We start from the raw sequence: 16,548 nt of genomic DNA on the forward strand, positions 1-16,548 counted from the left end.
ATCAGGGAAATAAGCGCCTAACACACCCTACTGATTGCTTGTCAACTGGAAAAAATTACACCAAGTTTAAGAAATTAGCCCTAAGAGAGTTGAAGTGATAACTTATATGATTAGTTGCCCAGAAGGGCGCAAATTATGAAAAGCTTTTCATCTCTGTTTGGTAAGACTAAAAAAAATAAATTAGCTCGCTTTACAACTCCATTAATAGCTGCACTGGCGTTAGCTGGGGGGATTAACTCTGCTCATGCCGCTAACATAAAAACATCCGCGCCTACAGAAATTTCTTCAGCATCAGTCCGAGTAGAACCGACAAAACCAGCTATTGTTAAGTATCAGGCGGCAGGGGTTGATCCTTTTGTACTCATTCCCATTGTGCTAGTTGGCGGTTTAGTAATATTTGTCCCCTTATTTTTTGGCGGTTTAGTTGTTATTGGCGAACGCGAGGTTGGTGTCGTCGTCAGAAAGTTTACGATTTCTGGAAAGGGTTTGCCAGCCGGACAGTTGATAGCCCTCAATGGTGAAGCAGGTTTACAAGCAGATACTCTTGCCCCTGGTTGGCATTGGGGTTACTGGCCTTGGCAGTACTCTGTACGTAAAGAGCCTGTAGTTGTTGTGCCTCAAGGTGAAATCGCCGTTATTGTGGCGGCTGATGGTGCATCAAACCCACCAGAGAGGATTTTAGGTAAAATCGTCGATTGTGATAACTTCCAAGATGCCCGAAAATTCCTGACTCAAGGTGGTGAAAAGGGTCGGCAAATGGGATTTCTCACGGCAGGGACATACCGCATTAATACTGCCCTGTTTAAAGTCATCATGGCAGCCAATGCTAGTAGCCACGGCATGAGTCCCGAACAGTTGCGGGTGTATACTGTTGCTTCTGACAAGGTAGGTATTGTTACTACCTTGGATGGTATACCCATTAATGTAGGTGAAATTGCTGGGTCAGTAATTACTGGACATGATAATTTCCAAAATGGTCAAAAGTTTCTGGATGGTGGCGGACGTAGGGGTTTACAAGAACAGATTCTACTTTCTGGTTCCTGGAACTTAAACCCTTGGTTTGTCAATGTTGAGCAAGTACCAATGACGGAAATTCCCATCGGTTATGTGGGTGTGGTGATTTCCTTCGTCGGGAAAGCCCAAGAAGATGTAAGCGGTGCAGCTTTCACCCACGGTAACTTGGTGAATCCTGGTCATAAGGGCGTATGGGTTGAGCCGTTGTATCCGGGTAAACACCCACTCAACACCCGCATCATGAAAGTGGAGTTAGTGCCGACTATTAATATAGTGTTGAACTGGTCAGGACGGACTGAACGCCATAAATACGATGCCAATTTAGAAGCTTTGACAGTGCGTTCTAAAGATGGGTTTGCCTTTGATTTGGAAGTGTCGCAAATCATCCATGTCGGCGCTTTGGATGCACCCAAGGTAATTTCTCGCGTTGGTTCTATGCAGAATTTGGTTGATAACGTTCTAGAACCAAGTATTGGCAACTATTTCCGCAACTCGGCCCAAGATTACACCGTGTTGGACTTCTTAAACGCCCGGAGTGAACGACAAGTAGAAGCATCTGAATATATCAAAGCAGCGTTGCGGACTTATGATGTTCAAGCAATTGATACCTTGATTGGGGATATTCAGCCGCCAGCGTCGTTGATGCAGACACAAACAGACCGGAAAATTGCTGAGGAAGAACGCAAAACCTACGAAGTTCAGCAGATGGCACAAACCCAACGTCAACAGCTTGTGCGGGAAACAGCCCTGGCTGATATCCAACGAGAAATGGTGACATCAGAACAGAGTGTGCAAATCGCTGAACTCAAAGCCCAAGCGCAAATTAAGCAAGCGAACGGTGAAGCAGAGGGAACGAAACTCCGGGCTATCGCTGAAGCGGAAGGTATCCGGGCAACAGGTAACGCGAAAGCGGAAACTTACAGTCATGGTGTGCAAGCATTGGGTATACAAGGCTATACGGCAATGCAAATGATGCAGATTATCGGCGATCGCAATGTTCGTTTAATTCCTGATATCCTGGTTGGTGGTAATAATGGCAGCACTAATGGCTTAGTTGACGGCTTGCTGTCGATGATTTTGTGGAATCAAACTAATAAAACAGGTGAAGTTACACCACTACCAACTACCACCCCACCACTATCACCAAACGGTAATTCTCAGTTGGTTGTAGAGTTGCCTAAAAATGAGTAAGTCGGCGTGAATTCTCCCTGACGCGGAGAGAGGCTTTAAAATTCCCCCTTCCCTTGTAGGATACTGTTGGCGAATTATTGAGGGGTTAAGCCCCTCAAGAGTTTGGAACAGTGGAAAAAAGAGAATAAGTATATTGAGCGTAGCATCTACAAAGATTATGACCCTGCACCCGCGTGATATGTCGCAGATTCCTGAAACAACAGCGCAAGTAGCCCGGAATTCATTTCCCAAAGGGAACATATATATGAAGATGCGGGATGAAATAGGAGTGTTATATAAGGATGAGGATTTTGTCAAACTTTACCGCGCAGATTGTGGTCAAAGTGGAATATCAGCAGGACAACTGGCATTAGTGACAGTAATGCAATTTATCGAAGGTTTAACGGATAGACAAGCGGCGGATGCAGTGAGGGGTCATATTGATTGGAAATACGCACTATCGTTGGAATTAAATGACCCAGGGTTTGATTATTCAGTACTTTCAGAATTTCGTCAGCGATTAATCAAAGCAGGACGAGAGCGAGAGTTACTCAACCAAATGCTAGCTCGTTTCCAAGAACTAGGTTGGCTCAAAAATCGCGGCCGTGTCAGAACTGATTCAACTCACGTATTAGCCGCAGTACGACAGTTAAATCGTTTGGAATTAGTGGGAGAAACTTTACGTCATACCTTAAATGACTTGGCTTATTTTGCCCCTGATTGGCTCAAATCGAGAGTTGACGTTGATTGGTTTGAACGTTACTCCCTGAGATTTGAGCAATACCGCTTGCCCAAATCAAAAGCCGAACGTGAGAAATTGAGGCGAAAAATTGGTGAGGATGGTCATCATTTGCTATCCGCTTTGTATGCAGACTCAACTTGTAATTGGCTGTGGCAGATTCCATCAGTGGAAACATTACGTATAGTTTGGGTGCAACAATACTATATTCAATTGCAACAAGTCTATTGGCGAGAACAAGATAACTTACCACCAAATAGACTACAGATTGAATCTCCTTACGATGTTGATGCACGCAATTCCAGCAAGCGAGAAATCAACTGGACTGGTTATAATCTGCATCTGACAGAAATTTGTCACCCCATACTGCCAAACTTAATTATCAATGTGGAAACGTCCGTGGCCACAAGTGCGGATGTTGAGATGACACCAGTAATTCATTCTCGTTTAAACCAGAACAATCTTTTGCCACAAGAACATGTTGTCGATACTGGCTATGTCAATGCTCAAAACTTAGTCGATAGTCAATCCCATTTTCATGTTGATTTAGTAGGAAAAGTTCCCCCCGGAACTAGTTGGCAAGCAACAGCACAATCCGGCTTTGAGCAAAATTGCTTCACTATTCATTGGGATTTGATGCGTGTTGATTGCCCAATGGGTAAACAAAGTAAGTCCTGGCGTACAACTGTCGATAGCCATGACAATCCAGTAGTCAAAATACAATTTGACAAATCCGATTGTTCGCTTTGTTCAAGTCGCTCAAAATGCACTCGCTCCAAAAAACTACCGCGTCTTCTGACCCTCAAACCACAGGAACTACATCTTGCATTACATGATGCTCGCATTCGCCAAAAAACTGAATCTTTTCAACAAATTTATCACCAACGTGCTGGCGTTGAAGGCTTGATTTCCCAAGCTACTGGTCGCTACCAATTACGCCGTTGTCGCTACATTGGTCTTGCCAAAACTCTCTTGCAGCATGTCATTACTGCTGCTGCTATCAACTTCAGTCGGATGTGGGATTGGTGGCAACATGTCCCATGCAGTCAGACTCGCGTTTCTCACTTTGCTCGAATTGCTCCCACTGCCTCATAGTATTCCTGATTTTCTATTTTGTGATGATTGGTTTTGCCCTCTATCAATTCGCCAACAGTATCCTACAAGGGAAGGGGGTTAGGGGGTTAGGTTTCATTTATACTTTTACTATAGAGCGATCGCCCTCAGAACACGAAACTTCAGCCTCAGAACACGAACAACGCTGTTAATTTCTTGAGCGATCGCCTGTCACTATGACAATTATCATGATTTAAGTGAGAAGCGATCGCCATAAAACCCGAACATTTGAGCTTGGAACGAGAATTGCCGGGGTTGAAACGAAAACGTTTTAGTTTTAAATGAGAATCGTCAGGGTTGAAATGAGAACGTTTTAGTTTTAAATGAGAATTGCCGGGGTTGAAACGAGAATGATGGTGTTTATTGTTTGAGCGATCGCTTGTCATCATATATTTATTATGGATTGGGTGGGGTGCAATGCCGGCTGCTGGCTACGCCAACGTATTCTTACCCTAAATTCCATTCCCCTCATCACTCCTTTTTACAAACCTGCTTATCACTCTCACTCAAATTTGGCGCATAAATTAAATAGTTACGCAACCACCCACAACCCCGTGCCAGTAATTGCTCTAAACTTTCCACCTGCCACAGCCGCGCTGTCTTGTCTCTAGAGGCGGTGAGGATGCGCTGCCCATCCGGGCTAAAGGTGGCACTGTTGACCCAATCCTCATGCCCTTGGAACTTGGCAATTTCCCGACCCTGTAAGTCCCACAACCGCGCTGTCTTGTCTCTAGAGGCGGTGAGGATGCGCTGCCCATCCGGGCTAAAAATGGCACTGTTGACCCAATCCTCATGCCCTTGGAACTTGGCAATTTCCCGACCCTGTAAGTCCCACAACCGCGCTATCTTGTCTCTAGAGGCGGTGAGGATGCGCTGCCCATCCGGGCTAAAAATGGCAGTTATGACATCACCCTCATGCCCCTGGAACTTGGCAATTTCCCTGCCCTGTAATTCCCACAGCCGCGCTGTCTTGTCAGATGATGCAGTGAGGATGCGCTGCCCATCCGGGCTAAAACTGGCACTGATGACCAAATTCTTATGCCCCTGGAACTTGGCAATTTCCCTGCCCTGTAAGTTCCACAACCGCGCTGTGCTGTCACTTGAAGCGGTGAGGATGCGCTGCCCATCCGGGCTAAAGGTGGCACTGAAGAGCCAACCCTTATGCCCCAACTCAGCGATTTGTCGACCCTGTAAGTCCCACAGCCGCGCTGTTTTGTCATCGGAGGCGGTGAGGATGCGCTGCCCATCAGGGCTAAAGATGGCACTGAAGAGCCAACCCTTATGCCCCTGCAACTCAGCAATTTGCCGACCCTGTAAGTCCCACAACCGCGCTGTCTTGTCAGGTGAGGCAGTGAGGATGCGCTGTCCATCCGGGCTAAATGTGGCACTGCTGACCACATTCTCATGCCCCTGCAACTCAGCAATTTGCCGACCCTGTAAGTCCCACAACCGCGCTGTCTTGTCAGGTGAGGCAGTGAGGATGCGCTGTCCATCCGGGCTAAATGTGGCACTGCTGACCACATTCTCATGCCCCTGGAATTTAGCGATTTGCCAACCCTGTAAGTTCCACAACCGCGCTGTCTCGTCTCTAGAGGCGGTGAGTATGCGCTGCCCATCCGGGCTAAATGTGGCACTGTTGACCCAATCCTCATGCCCCTGCAACTCAGCGATTTGCCGACCCTGTAAGTCCCACAACCGCGCTGTCTTGTCAGATGATGCAGTGAGGATGCGCTGCCCATCTGGGCTAAATGTGGCACTGTTGACCCAATCCTCATGCCCCTGCAACTCAGCGATTTGCCGACCCTGTAAGTCCCATAACCGCGCTGTCTTGTCAACGGAGAGGGTGAGGATGCGCTGTCCATCTGGGCTAAATGTAGCACTGATGACTGAATTCTCATGCCCCTGGAACTTAGCGATTTGACGACCCTGTAAGTCCCATAACCGCGCTGTTTTGTCAGATGATGCAGTGAGGATGCGCTGCCCATCCGGGCTAAAGGTGGCACTGAAGAGCCAACTCTTATGCCCCTGGAACTTAGCGATTTGCCGACCCTGTAAGTCCCACAACCGCGCTGTCTCGTCAACGGAGGCGGTGAGGATGCGCTGCCCATCTGGACTAAAAGTGGCACTTCTGACCCAACCCTCATGCCCCTGTAACTCAGCGATTTGCCGACCCTGTAAGTCCCACAACCGCGTTGTCCTATCACCGGAAAGGGTGAGGATGCGCTGCCCATCCGGGCTAAAGGTGGCACTGATGACCGAACTCTCATGCCCCTGGAACTTAGCGATTTGCCGACCCTGTAAGTCCCACAAACGCGCTGTTTTGTCAGATGATGCAGTGAGGATGCGCTGCCCATCTGGACTAAAGGTGGCACTGTTGACCGAACTCTCATGCCCCTGGAACTTAGCGATTTGCCGACCCTGTAAGTCCCACAAACGCGCTGTTTTGTCAGATGATGCAGTGAGGATGCGCTGCCCATCTGGACTAAAGGTGGCACTGTTGACCCAATTCTCATGCCCAGCCATGACTGTCATACCCCGCACGTTATCTAAAATTGTCTGTAAAGCCAACACTGGGCTAGCCGCCGGGTAGTCCTTAAGTTGCTTGATTCCCTGCTTGTCTATTAAACTTTTTAACTCTCTACCATCCCGCATTGCTGCCAGCAAAGCACCTATTTGATTAAACTCAAAGCGGTTAATATTGGCCACTCCTGACCGTTCCAGCCGTGTACCTGTCAAGGCAATTTCTCGTTCTGCTTCTGTCTTTTTCAGGTTATCTTGCGCCCGTTTTTGCTGTGCTTCCGCAGTTTTTAACCCCACCAAAGCCTGTCGTTGTTGTTCTCTCGCTTGTCGCAAGTCGTTTTGTGCCTTTTCTACTTGTCCCCGCGCCTGCTTTTCTTTATCTTGTGCTTGTTTCAGTTGTTGATTTGTTGCATTTAGCTGTTGCTTGGCAGTTAGCTGTTGCTGTTTTAAATTAGCCGTCGCATCCTGGAGATTTTTATTAGCATCAATCACCTTTTTATTAGCATCAACAACTCGCTGCTGTGCCGTTGCGAGTTCTCGTTCTTTCTGTTGTTTCTCTCTATCAATTTTGTCCCGTTCGGTTCTCGCATCAGCCAATTGTTTATTACTTCGCCCCGCCAACACTCCCAAACCTACCGCCGCCACAACAGAAATAATCAACAGCACCGAAGCAATAAAAACTCTTTGCCGAGCTTTTTTATTAGCTGCTGTTAAAATTTCTTGTTCTTTGCGTGCCAGTGCTAAACTTTTTTCAACTTCTCGCTTTTGTAATTCCTGACTAGCATCTAAAAATCGGTCATCAACATCAGTTAAATTTTTCCCAATGCGCCAAGCCAAAGCCTCTTGTAATGCTTGTCCACGTAACAGGCGCGATTCATCTTGATAATTAGAAGCCACCCAAGCATTAAACGTATCAGAGTATGGACGCAACCCAGCCAAAATATTCTCACACCACTCTTGCTGAAACACCTCTGCATAGATGCGGTTATAAATTCGCAATTTGCCATCCCGCCGCACTACTAACCCAGTCAACCGCAGCATCATCTGGTCATAACTATCATCAGCAACAAGCTCACTTTGCTGCAAAATCTGCTGATATAACCCCAACAGCCGCCCGGTGCGCTGTTCCCCACTCCGCATGATTCTGTCACGAATTGTCTTTAAATGTTCTGGTTCGTCTTGTCCTTCCCAATTTTCAATAATCCGGTTTTTGACTACCGTTGCAACTAAATTTTCAATTGATGATTTCTCTTTGTTTTCACCAGACGCGATGAATCGCGTCTCTACAAGGTAATCTGCGATTAATAAATTACAAACTTTTTGGGTTAAAAATGGCTGTCCTCCTGTCCACGCCAACACCGCCGCTATGATTTCTTGGGGATTACCTAACGCGGCTAAACCTTGGGCTAATGGTTCAGCTTCGGCTAACTCAAAACCTGTTAAATCAATTGCCCTACCAATATTAAAAGGTGTGCGTCCTTTATCTTGAATCAAGTCTGAGGGCGTAGACACCCCAATTAAGGCAAATGTGATGCGATGATATTCAGGATGATCCGCCCTTCGGTTATAACAATCCCGAATCACGGCAAAAAAATCATCGAGATTAAAATCAAGGCTTAAAACACTATCAATTTCATCAATAAAAATAACTATATTTTCGGTAATTCTTGGCAATAAAACCGTTTCAATAAACTTACTAAAACGCTGCACAGGTGAAAGTAAACCGTTGTTATTCCACCAAGTTTCTAAATCGAAATCAGTATATAAATTAAAGTATCCTACCAAGGTATCAATCACCCCTGCATACCATTGTTCCGGCGTAATCTCAGCCGTCCCAATAGCGGTAATATCCACAGCCGCACAAGCAAACCCCTCCGCCTGCAATCGCCCCATCACCTGCACCCGCAAGCTAGATTTCCCCATTTGGCGGGAGTTGAGGACATAACAAAATTGTCCAGCCTTCAAGCCTGTATATAAGTCTTCATCAGCTTGTCGTTTGACATAAGTTGGCGCATCTGCGGGAAGGCTACCGCCAACTTGATACTGATACTGCATACATTGGGGGTGTAGGGGTATAGGGGTGTAGGGTGTGTCAGTGCAAGAAAACTTAGCTGTACCTAGAAATTATTTATACTGACGCACCCTACTGACTGGATTTAGATCCCCGACTTCTTTAAGAAGTCGGGGATCTGGGGGATCTGGGCAATTTATTTGTTCAAACCTAAGCGATCGCTAAAATATTTACTATATAAATTACACAAAGACATAACTTTATTTCCTTCAAATTTTACTAAGCCCATACTGCGGAGTTTAAAGGCTGCTGTTGTTCCCACATCCACAGGATAATCTACTGTTACCACTTGCTTGAGTGCTGCCAGTAATTGCTCATCATCTTGTAAACTCAATAAATGGCGGCGTAAATGGTCATTATAGGGGCCTGCTTCTGTGGGGGCGATGTGTTGGAGTTGGTCTAAGGTCATCCTGTCTTGGGCAATTTGATAAAGCGCTACCCTGACTAAATAAGGATGTCCACCCACCAACATCATTAACTGTTCCACCTGGAAATTAGTCCAAGTGAGTTGATGACGCTGTAATAAATCTTGTACTTGTAGTTGATTCAACTCTGGTAAATCTACAGGGAAACCGACATTAAAAGGCGACTGATTGATATTTAAAGGAATGTACACCTCCTTAGAATGCACAATGATTAACCGGAGATTTTTCCAAACTGCGTCATTTTTAGCACGCTCATGCCAAGCCCGCAGCAACCCGAAAAAATCTGTAGCAATTTGGGGATGTTTGAAAATTTCGTCCACTTCATCCAAACCCAAAGCGATGGGACTATTAATTTCCGGTAACAAATATCTTTGAAAGTAATTTGTACACTTGTTCTTACTTCCCAAAACACCTTGCCAATAGTCGCTTAACTTTTCGGGCAGATTGAGACTATCAGTAATGCTGGCACAGAACCACTGTAAAAATAGATCCAAACTGCCCAAAAACTCTGCATCGGCTGACTGGAGGTTCACTGAGGTGGTTTTGCAGCCATGTTTACTAGCGTGATCCAGCACCCTGGACATCAATGAACTTTTGCCCATTTGTCGCGGTGCTTTCATCCGAATCAAAGCCCCGGATTGCATAATTTGTCGGTAACAGTCTGCTTCCACTGGCGGACGTTCCACATAAAAAGCTGAATCTAGAGGAACTTGCCCCTCTGGAATTTCTAAGGCTACAGCAGGCGTTATTTGAGATGTCTGTGCTTGATGTTTGCGACTTTTGAGGACTGGTGTAGAAGATTCAGGAATGCTGTTGAGATCAATAGCATTACAGCCAAACTCATAAGCCGTCTCATAAGATTTATTAGCTCCTAGAGCATCATAAAACCCAATGGCAAAAGCGATCGCTGCCACATCCCCAATTCCCTGATTCATCCCCATCACACAATCAATGTGTTGGTGAATCGCCTCCGCTTGCACCTCGCTATAACAGGCGTTTAATAATACGCACTCAATTTTGTCTTTAAATAACCCAAATAGATCAGCCAGTGCTTCTGTACTTACCAGTTGGCCTTCCTCAGCATCATTTTCCAGTATCAAACCCTGATGACCAACACCATGACCAGAAAAATGCACAATGTGCGGTTCATAGTCTAAAAGCGCCCTGCGCAAATCTTCAGGACGCACAGCCCATTTAGTAATAATGTCAAATTTATCTCGGTTTCTCGCACGTTCTAATCCTGTCTGAATTTCCCTGACTTCCTTATCTAAACGCAGTAAGCCGGTATTTGTGGGATTAGCTGACAAAATCAGAATCTTTTTCACAGTAATTTTGACTAGATAAATACTGACTGCTGGTATAGGTGTAGTCTACTACTAAAACGTGGGTAAAAAGACTTGATGGCTTTTCTACACGGTTGCAAAATTGATGTGTTATAACATACTAAATTGTTACGCAAGATGTGTTTTAAAACACTATTTGTGAATCGGGACTGAATAAAAACTTATTCTCATAGTCCTTATTTAAAAGGTTTATGGAAATTAAGCTTAATTTCCGTGCCTGCTAAGACGTATTGTATTTTACTGTGTAAATTACTGAAGACACAATCATGATTACTACCGACATCACTAGTCTTGAACAGCAACCCCAAAAAGGAATTTCCTCCAGTCTAGAAGCCCTCTCCTCCTTAACTGGACAAAAAACACTGTTCATCCTCAAACTATTGGAATATTTGTTAGCAGCAGCTTTTGTTTGTGCTGGTATTGTCCTCACCGTTTATGCAGATAACAAAAACTTGTTAATTAGTGGAATCATTGCTTTAACGATTCTGAGTTTCTTGTTTCTGTTCAACAGACAATTATTTCAAGACTCACAAAATACCGCTTATCGGTATAGTATTATCAAAAAAGCAGAACTTTATAGTTATTTATTAAATAACAGTAATTCTGTTTTTGATAGTAATCAGATAGTTCCTGCCAGAGAAAAAGCTTTACAGTATTGCCAAGATTTAATTGACGATTATAAAAAGGCTCGTAACCTTTCTCGCAATCTTTATTATGTTTTGCAAATTTCCACTGTTATTCTATCAGGCATCACCCCAATTTTAGTTTTGGTAGATAAACTAGAAGCAGGGCAAGCTTGGCTAAAATGGCTACCTGTAATTTGTCCCGCTATTGCCTCAATCGTTGCGAGTATTGTCACCTCATTTCCTTTCCAAAAAAATTGGGTGGCAGCTAACACAACTTTGGAATTATTAGAGGCTGAACAAGAAAAATTCATTTTGGGCGTGACACCAGCTTATCGTTGCTATGACTTATCCGACACTAGTCAGCAGCAACAAAAAGCCAGCCAAGCGATAGAACAATTTATTGTGCAAGTCAATAATATTCATCTCCAACAAGTGCAACAAGCTAGCGAAGTACAACAGGAGAAGAAAGAATCAGAAAAAACTAACACTAATAACTCTGAAACAGATGACAAGAGTTAACCCTAATTTGTAATGACTGTTGCGTCAGTTTTTATTAGCTGCCGCTATGTAATGTGAGCTAGATGACCTCTCCTCAACCCCTCTCTCTTGAAAAGTTCTGATATCGCCGGAAGCCGGCGCACCCTGCGGAAAGCAAGCTACAGACTTTTCGCTCCGACACGGAGAGGGGTTTCAATATTAAATAGCTTTAAAGTGTCTGTAGGGTGGGCAATGCCCACCGTATCATGGTTGTGGTGGGCATTGCCCACCCTACACGTATTTCTAATAATTAAATCAAGATACCTTATAAATACTGTTCTTCTCCTAACCCCTACACTCCTAAACCCATTCACAGCAAGAGTTTGACTTTTTCTTAATGAAATTCCCCTTACGTCCTATGGATACACACATTGGTGTTCCCACAATTGGGTCAGAAACAATACGACACTCTAAGCCGGAACTATTTACACCATATCCTCAGTCATTACCTGCTTAGGTTCTCCAGCAGTGAAAATTCGACCTTGTTTGACGACAACTAGATGATCTGCATAACGACAAGCCTGATTTAAATCATGCAGCACCATGACAAGTTCTAGACTTCATCGTCTTTCACAACTGAATGTTATAGATTAGGAGATAAGCACGCCGCTTCAAAAATTGACCAACAAATCAGGATAGTTGTGATGAAGAATCAATTTGTTGTATCCTTTCTTTTGAAAAGCGCTTTAGTCTTTTCGCCTTTTCTGCTGTGTGCTGATATTAGCCGTGGACAAGCTACAGTATCTATCTCTCAACAAAAAATACTTGCTCAAGCATTAACAAATCAGGAAAGAGAAGAGTTAACAAGATTACGTGCAGAAAAGAGCGATCGCGCCCAAATTCAAGCTGATTTTGAGCAAGCCTTTAGCCGTACAACCGTCCTGCTCAATATCTGGTTAGTCATCCTTAGTTTATTTCCTGTCGCCATTATTGCTCTATTTTGGTTGTTAAGACGAGTAGCCATTCGAGAAATTGTGAATAGAGCAATGTCACAATTCGAGGGAGTAGACAAACTAGAAACTCAGTTAATCATCGTTAAACAAGATGCTGAAAATCTCATCCAAGATACAAAAAGTATCAATCGCCTTTTAGAAAGAGAAATTGATTCCTTACAGCAAAAGATTAAAATTGAGCAAGAAAATTTATCTCTTGTAACATCCGAGTTACTGCAAGCAAAAACAGATAACTTAGCGCAAATAGCAACAGAGATTGCTACTTTTCAAAGTAAGGTAGAGAGTTTATTTGGGGAATTTTCTCATAGATTAACTCAATCTGAGTCAGATACTCAAAAGCTCAAAGATATGACTTTAGAAAATATAGTTAAGATAGAGTCGCTACTTGAGCATCAACTTGCAGAACTACAAAAAGAAGCTGAGAAACACCAAAAGACAGTTTTAGGGGATATAGATACTGCTGGGTTTGATTTTAAGAATTATCTGATAAATTTACAGGCAGAAACTCAGAAATATAAAAATAGTATTTTTGATGATTTGTCTCGCCTGCAATCAGAATTACAGGGGTATTTACAACAACAGAAAGATATTCAGCTAGGAAATATTCAAGAAGTCGCCAATATTTTTAATAACCAAGTCTCAGAACTGCAATTAGAAGCCCAAAAGCAAAAATATTCACTGGATAATAATTTAAACAAATTGCAGACAGATACACAAATACATAAAGATGAAATTATCCAGCGTTTAGAAGAACTGAAAGATTTATTCCAAGCTCAAGTTGCTGAATTACAAATACAGACTCAGCAAGAGTTAGCATCATATCTATCTGAACTCAAAATAGATACTGAAAATAGTAAAGAGAAAATTATTGAGGAATTAGAAAAATATGAGTCAGATTTTATTTCCCAATTTTCGGAATTACAGTTTAATGCTCAACAACAAAAGTTGCTGATTTTAGAAAAGCTAGAGAGATTAGAAACAGATTTTGTCAACCAACTCTCAGAGCTACAATTAGATGCTCAACGGCGTAAGGATATAATTCTGCAAGAGTTGATAGAAAATAAACTTCCTGTGATTGTGGAAGCACAACCTATACACAAAGCTCAATCAGAAGTTTTAGTAAATGAAAATGAACAGCCACAATTAAGCTTTGATGAATGTATTGAACAGGGAGATAGTCTGTTTTCTCAAAAGAGTTATGAAGAAGCGATCGCCTATTACGAACAAGCTATTAAACTCCAACAAAATAATGCTGTAGCTCGGTTTAAGCATGGCTTAACTTCTGCAAGGTTGAAACGCTTTAAAGATGCGATAAAATCTTATCATCAGGCTATTAAGATGCAACCAAACTATCATCAGGCTTGGTGTGATCTTGGTGTGGCTTTTGGAAATATCCGCCGACATCAAGAAGCATTTGCCGCCTTTGATAAAGCTACGCAAGTTAAACCTGATGATACAGTTGCGTGGTCAAATCGCGGCTTGGCTTTGATAGAATTAGAAGAATATGAAGAAGCGATCGCCTCTTTTGATAAAGCCTTAGAATTACAACCGAACTCTGCGAAAATTTGGGACAAACGCGGTTACACTCTAGTCAGATTAGGTCGTGATGATGAAGCAATCACCTCTTTTAATCAAGCTTTAGAAATTAAACCAGAATACGCAAGTGCTTATTATAACAAAGCCGTCTGTTATGCACTGCAACGAGATGTTGAATCATCTCTAGAAAATCTGCAACAAGCCATTACTCTAAATCCCAAATATAAAGAAGATGCTGCCACTGATATAGATTTTGATGAGATTGCAGATGATGAAAAATTTAAACAATTAATTGCAACTCCGTAGGAATTATTTAAGAAAGTGCAAGTAATATTTTACAGAGGTTCACACTCATATCTACCTTTAATTTCCTGATTAAAAAATTCACCAATAGAATCTGCTGATTGTAAATCTCGCCAAGTCTCTGGCTCTATTCCTGAATATTGATAAACTGCTCCATTATAAAATTCAATCTGTAATACTTGTTCTTCATTATCGTAGCCCACAGATGTTGCCATTGATGAGCTAACGGGTAACATTGGAATTGCCTCTTCTGCAAAAGGTAGTGCATTGGCTTCGGCTACAATTTCATTCAGTTCTTGTAGTCCTTCATAAGCTTGAATAGGTGCAGGAATTTCTAAAAACTCAAATTCATCGCCTCGGTCGAGCAATAATTGCAAATATCCGTCAGCATGAGAGATAGCAACTAAATTAGTTAAGTCGTAAGGATTCAGGTAACAGAGTATTGACAAAGGGGACAGTAGAGGTGGAGTATCAAAAATATGAACCAAAACTTGCCTCAAGATTTAGACAGAGAAAGTTTGAGCCAGTTATCTAAAGAAGAACTGGTGGACATCATCATTGAGCAGAGCAAGGTAATACGTGAGCTACAAAAGATAATATTAGAACTACAGCAAGAAATAGAGCGTTTAAAAGTCAGCAGAGATTTAGATAGTTCTAATTCATCAAAACCTCCATCACAAGACATTCACAAAAAAAGCGAAAAAGAAAAAGTGCCTCACCTTGAGGAATCAAACCCACCGAAAAAGAAACCAGGTGGGCAACCAGGACATCAAGGTAAAACTCGAAAGGGTTTTGGCAGAGTAGATCGCTATGAAATTTTACGTCCAACGGATTGCATTTACTGTGGTCAAAAAGCATTTGCACCCCTAGCAGTAAAAGTAGAAAAACACGCGGTAGCGCAACTAGTAGAATGTCCCATAGAAATAGTTGAGTATCAACGCCATACGTGCGTGTGTGAATGCTGTGGAAATATACAAACAGCAGCCTGGCCCCAAGAAATTATTCCAGGACAAGATTTAGGAACGTCGTTACAAGCATTTTTAGGGTGGACAAATAACTATGCACATATGCCCTACGAAAAACAGCAGGAAATGCTTTGGGAACTTGGTGAGATTGAAATTGGATTGGGAACTTTAGTCGCCACCAATGAACGAATACAACAAGCAATTGAACCGAGTATTCATGAGTTAAGTAATTGGGTAAAACAGACACAACCTAACATCCATGTAGATGAAACACCTTGGTCAGTTAAAGGGGTTAAAGAATGGTTGTGGGTAGTGGCTAATTCTGAATTCTGCCTGTTTACTGCGGCTGATACTCGTTCTAGAGCCGAACTAGAAGCAATTTTAGGGACTGAGTATACAGGTGTACTCAGCAGCGATGATTTTAGTGTTTATAATGGCTATCAAGCTGTTGCCCAACAGAAATGTTTGGCTCATCTACGTCGTCACTTCAAAAAATTGATTCAACTTCCCGGTCTTCACAACAAAGCTATCGGCGAAACCTTTGTCAATTTAATTGATGAAGCCTTCAGAAGTTATGCTCAATGGTTTGAAACTCTTGACTCAAACAGTTATAACGATTGGATAAATCAATTCAAATTCAAGTTGCAATTTTCTGTTGATCAATGGATTAACTTGGCAGGAGCTACGGCTGGAAACCTTTTACGTTCTTTGCGCGATAAAGCAAGCCAATGGTGGTATTTCCTTGACCATCCTGAAGTTCCTCCTGATAATAATCTCGCTGAACGCTCGCTGCGTTTAGCTGTGACAAAACGTAAGGTTAGTGGTGGTTCACGCTCGATGAAGCGGTTTCAACATACTGCCAATTTGTTGACGGTAGTGCAGACTTGTCGCCGTCAAGGTAGGTCTGTTATTGATTTTTTTGTGCAAGCTCTAATTGCTGATTCTAATAATTCTCACTCTCGCCCCTCTTTACTTCCGCAATATTAGACCTGAATCCTTACGTTAAGTCTATCTTAGATAGCTTCATGAATTTTGCTCTCCTATAGGTCTAGTTGAAGGTTTTGAACTTATACAAAATATAGTATATGTGTACTATAGAAAATACTAGCTTGTCAATTAGCTTCACAAAGTCTTTAATCTCTCACTGTAATTCCCGCAAAACTGAGAAGCCAATTAGGGGATTAAAACATTATAGATAAATTGCGATCGCTATGTCCGTGTAAATATGGCGCA

At 42.8% G+C, this 16,548-nt stretch carries 9 protein-coding genes and 1 pseudogene; 5 read left to right on the plus strand and 5 right to left on the minus strand.

What is annotated here, in order from left to right; genetic code table 11:
- The first annotated feature begins 135 nt into the window (after positions 1-135).
- Positions 136-2,205, plus strand: coding sequence for an SPFH domain-containing protein (locus GSQ19_RS20570; RefSeq protein WP_011319712.1), 2,070 nt, complete (start codon positions 136-138; stop codon positions 2,203-2,205).
- Between the two features lie 157 nt (positions 2,206-2,362).
- Positions 2,363-4,018 carry an IS5-like element ISAva5 family transposase gene (locus GSQ19_RS20575; RefSeq protein ID WP_159368356.1) on the plus strand — a complete coding sequence of 552 codons (1,656 nt, stop codon included), beginning with the start codon at positions 2,363-2,365 and terminating at the stop codon, positions 4,016-4,018.
- Between the two features lie 146 nt (positions 4,019-4,164).
- Here GSQ19_RS20575 and GSQ19_RS20580 read toward each other — a convergent pair whose 3' ends face one another.
- The 3 genes from GSQ19_RS20580 to GSQ19_RS20595 all read right to left on the minus strand — a co-directional run bounded on the left by GSQ19_RS20580 (position 4,165) and on the right by GSQ19_RS20595 (position 10,377).
- A complete protein-coding gene (locus tag GSQ19_RS20580; RefSeq protein ID WP_011319715.1) occupies positions 4,165-4,425 on the minus strand; it encodes a hypothetical protein in 261 nt (86 codons plus the stop codon).
- A gap of 82 nt (positions 4,426-4,507) precedes the next feature.
- Positions 4,508-8,611 carry an AAA-like domain-containing protein gene (locus GSQ19_RS29810; protein WP_011319716.1) on the minus strand — a complete coding sequence of 1,368 codons (4,104 nt, stop codon included), beginning with the start codon at positions 8,609-8,611 and terminating at the stop codon, positions 4,508-4,510.
- A 152-nt stretch (positions 8,612-8,763) separates the two neighbouring features.
- Positions 8,764-10,377 (minus strand): AAA-like domain-containing protein, encoded by a 1,614-nt coding sequence (locus GSQ19_RS20595; protein WP_011319717.1) that lies wholly within the window; start codon positions 10,375-10,377, stop codon positions 8,764-8,766.
- 284 nt (positions 10,378-10,661) lie between these two features.
- On the opposite strand from GSQ19_RS20595, the gene GSQ19_RS20600 reads away from it, so the two are divergent.
- Complete coding sequence (locus tag GSQ19_RS20600) at positions 10,662-11,540, plus strand: DUF4231 domain-containing protein (protein ID WP_011319718.1); 879 nt, start codon at positions 10,662-10,664, stop codon at positions 11,538-11,540.
- A 318-nt stretch (positions 11,541-11,858) separates the two neighbouring features.
- On the opposite strand, the pseudogene GSQ19_RS20605 reads toward GSQ19_RS20600, so the two are convergent.
- Positions 11,859-12,109 (minus strand): annotated as a pseudogene (locus tag GSQ19_RS20605) (hypothetical protein); the annotation flags it as partial.
- 93 nt (positions 12,110-12,202) lie between these two features.
- Here GSQ19_RS20605 and GSQ19_RS20610 point away from each other — a divergent pair.
- The gene (locus GSQ19_RS20610) at positions 12,203-14,353 is read left to right on the plus strand and encodes a tetratricopeptide repeat protein (RefSeq protein WP_011319719.1); all 2,151 of its coding nucleotides are present in this window, start codon (positions 12,203-12,205) and stop codon (positions 14,351-14,353) included.
- Between the two features lie 29 nt (positions 14,354-14,382).
- Here the strand turns inward: GSQ19_RS20610 and GSQ19_RS20615 are convergent, their stop codons facing one another.
- A complete protein-coding gene (locus GSQ19_RS20615) occupies positions 14,383-14,829 on the minus strand; it encodes a KTSC domain-containing protein (protein WP_224312183.1) in 447 nt (148 codons plus the stop codon).
- Between GSQ19_RS20615 and GSQ19_RS20620 the strand changes: the two genes are divergently transcribed.
- Positions 14,830-16,302 (plus strand): IS66-like element ISAva2 family transposase, encoded by a 1,473-nt coding sequence (locus GSQ19_RS20620; RefSeq protein ID WP_011316419.1) that lies wholly within the window; start codon positions 14,830-14,832, stop codon positions 16,300-16,302.
- The last annotated feature ends 246 nt before the right edge of the window (positions 16,303-16,548 follow it).

The organism is Trichormus variabilis 0441 (assembly GCF_009856605.1).
In the GTDB taxonomy this organism is placed as follows: Bacteria; Cyanobacteriota; Cyanobacteriia; order Cyanobacteriales; family Nostocaceae; genus Trichormus; species Trichormus variabilis.

Coding starts and splice junctions, on each gene's coding strand:
- GSQ19_RS20570 (WP_011319712.1), top strand. CDS start 136: ATGAAAAGCTTTTCATCTCTGTTTGGTAAGACTAAAAAAAATAAATTA.
- GSQ19_RS20575 (WP_159368356.1), top strand. CDS start 2,363: ATGACCCTGCACCCGCGTGATATGTCGCAGATTCCTGAAACAACAGCG.
- GSQ19_RS20580 (WP_011319715.1), bottom strand. CDS start 4,425: ATGATGACAAGCGATCGCTCAAACAATAAACACCATCATTCTCGTTTC.
- GSQ19_RS29810 (WP_011319716.1), bottom strand. CDS start 8,611: ATGCAGTATCAGTATCAAGTTGGCGGTAGCCTTCCCGCAGATGCGCCA.
- GSQ19_RS20600 (WP_011319718.1), top strand. CDS start 10,662: ATGATTACTACCGACATCACTAGTCTTGAACAGCAACCCCAAAAAGGA.
- GSQ19_RS20610 (WP_011319719.1), top strand. CDS start 12,203: ATGAAGAATCAATTTGTTGTATCCTTTCTTTTGAAAAGCGCTTTAGTC.
- GSQ19_RS20620 (WP_011316419.1), top strand. CDS start 14,830: ATGAACCAAAACTTGCCTCAAGATTTAGACAGAGAAAGTTTGAGCCAG.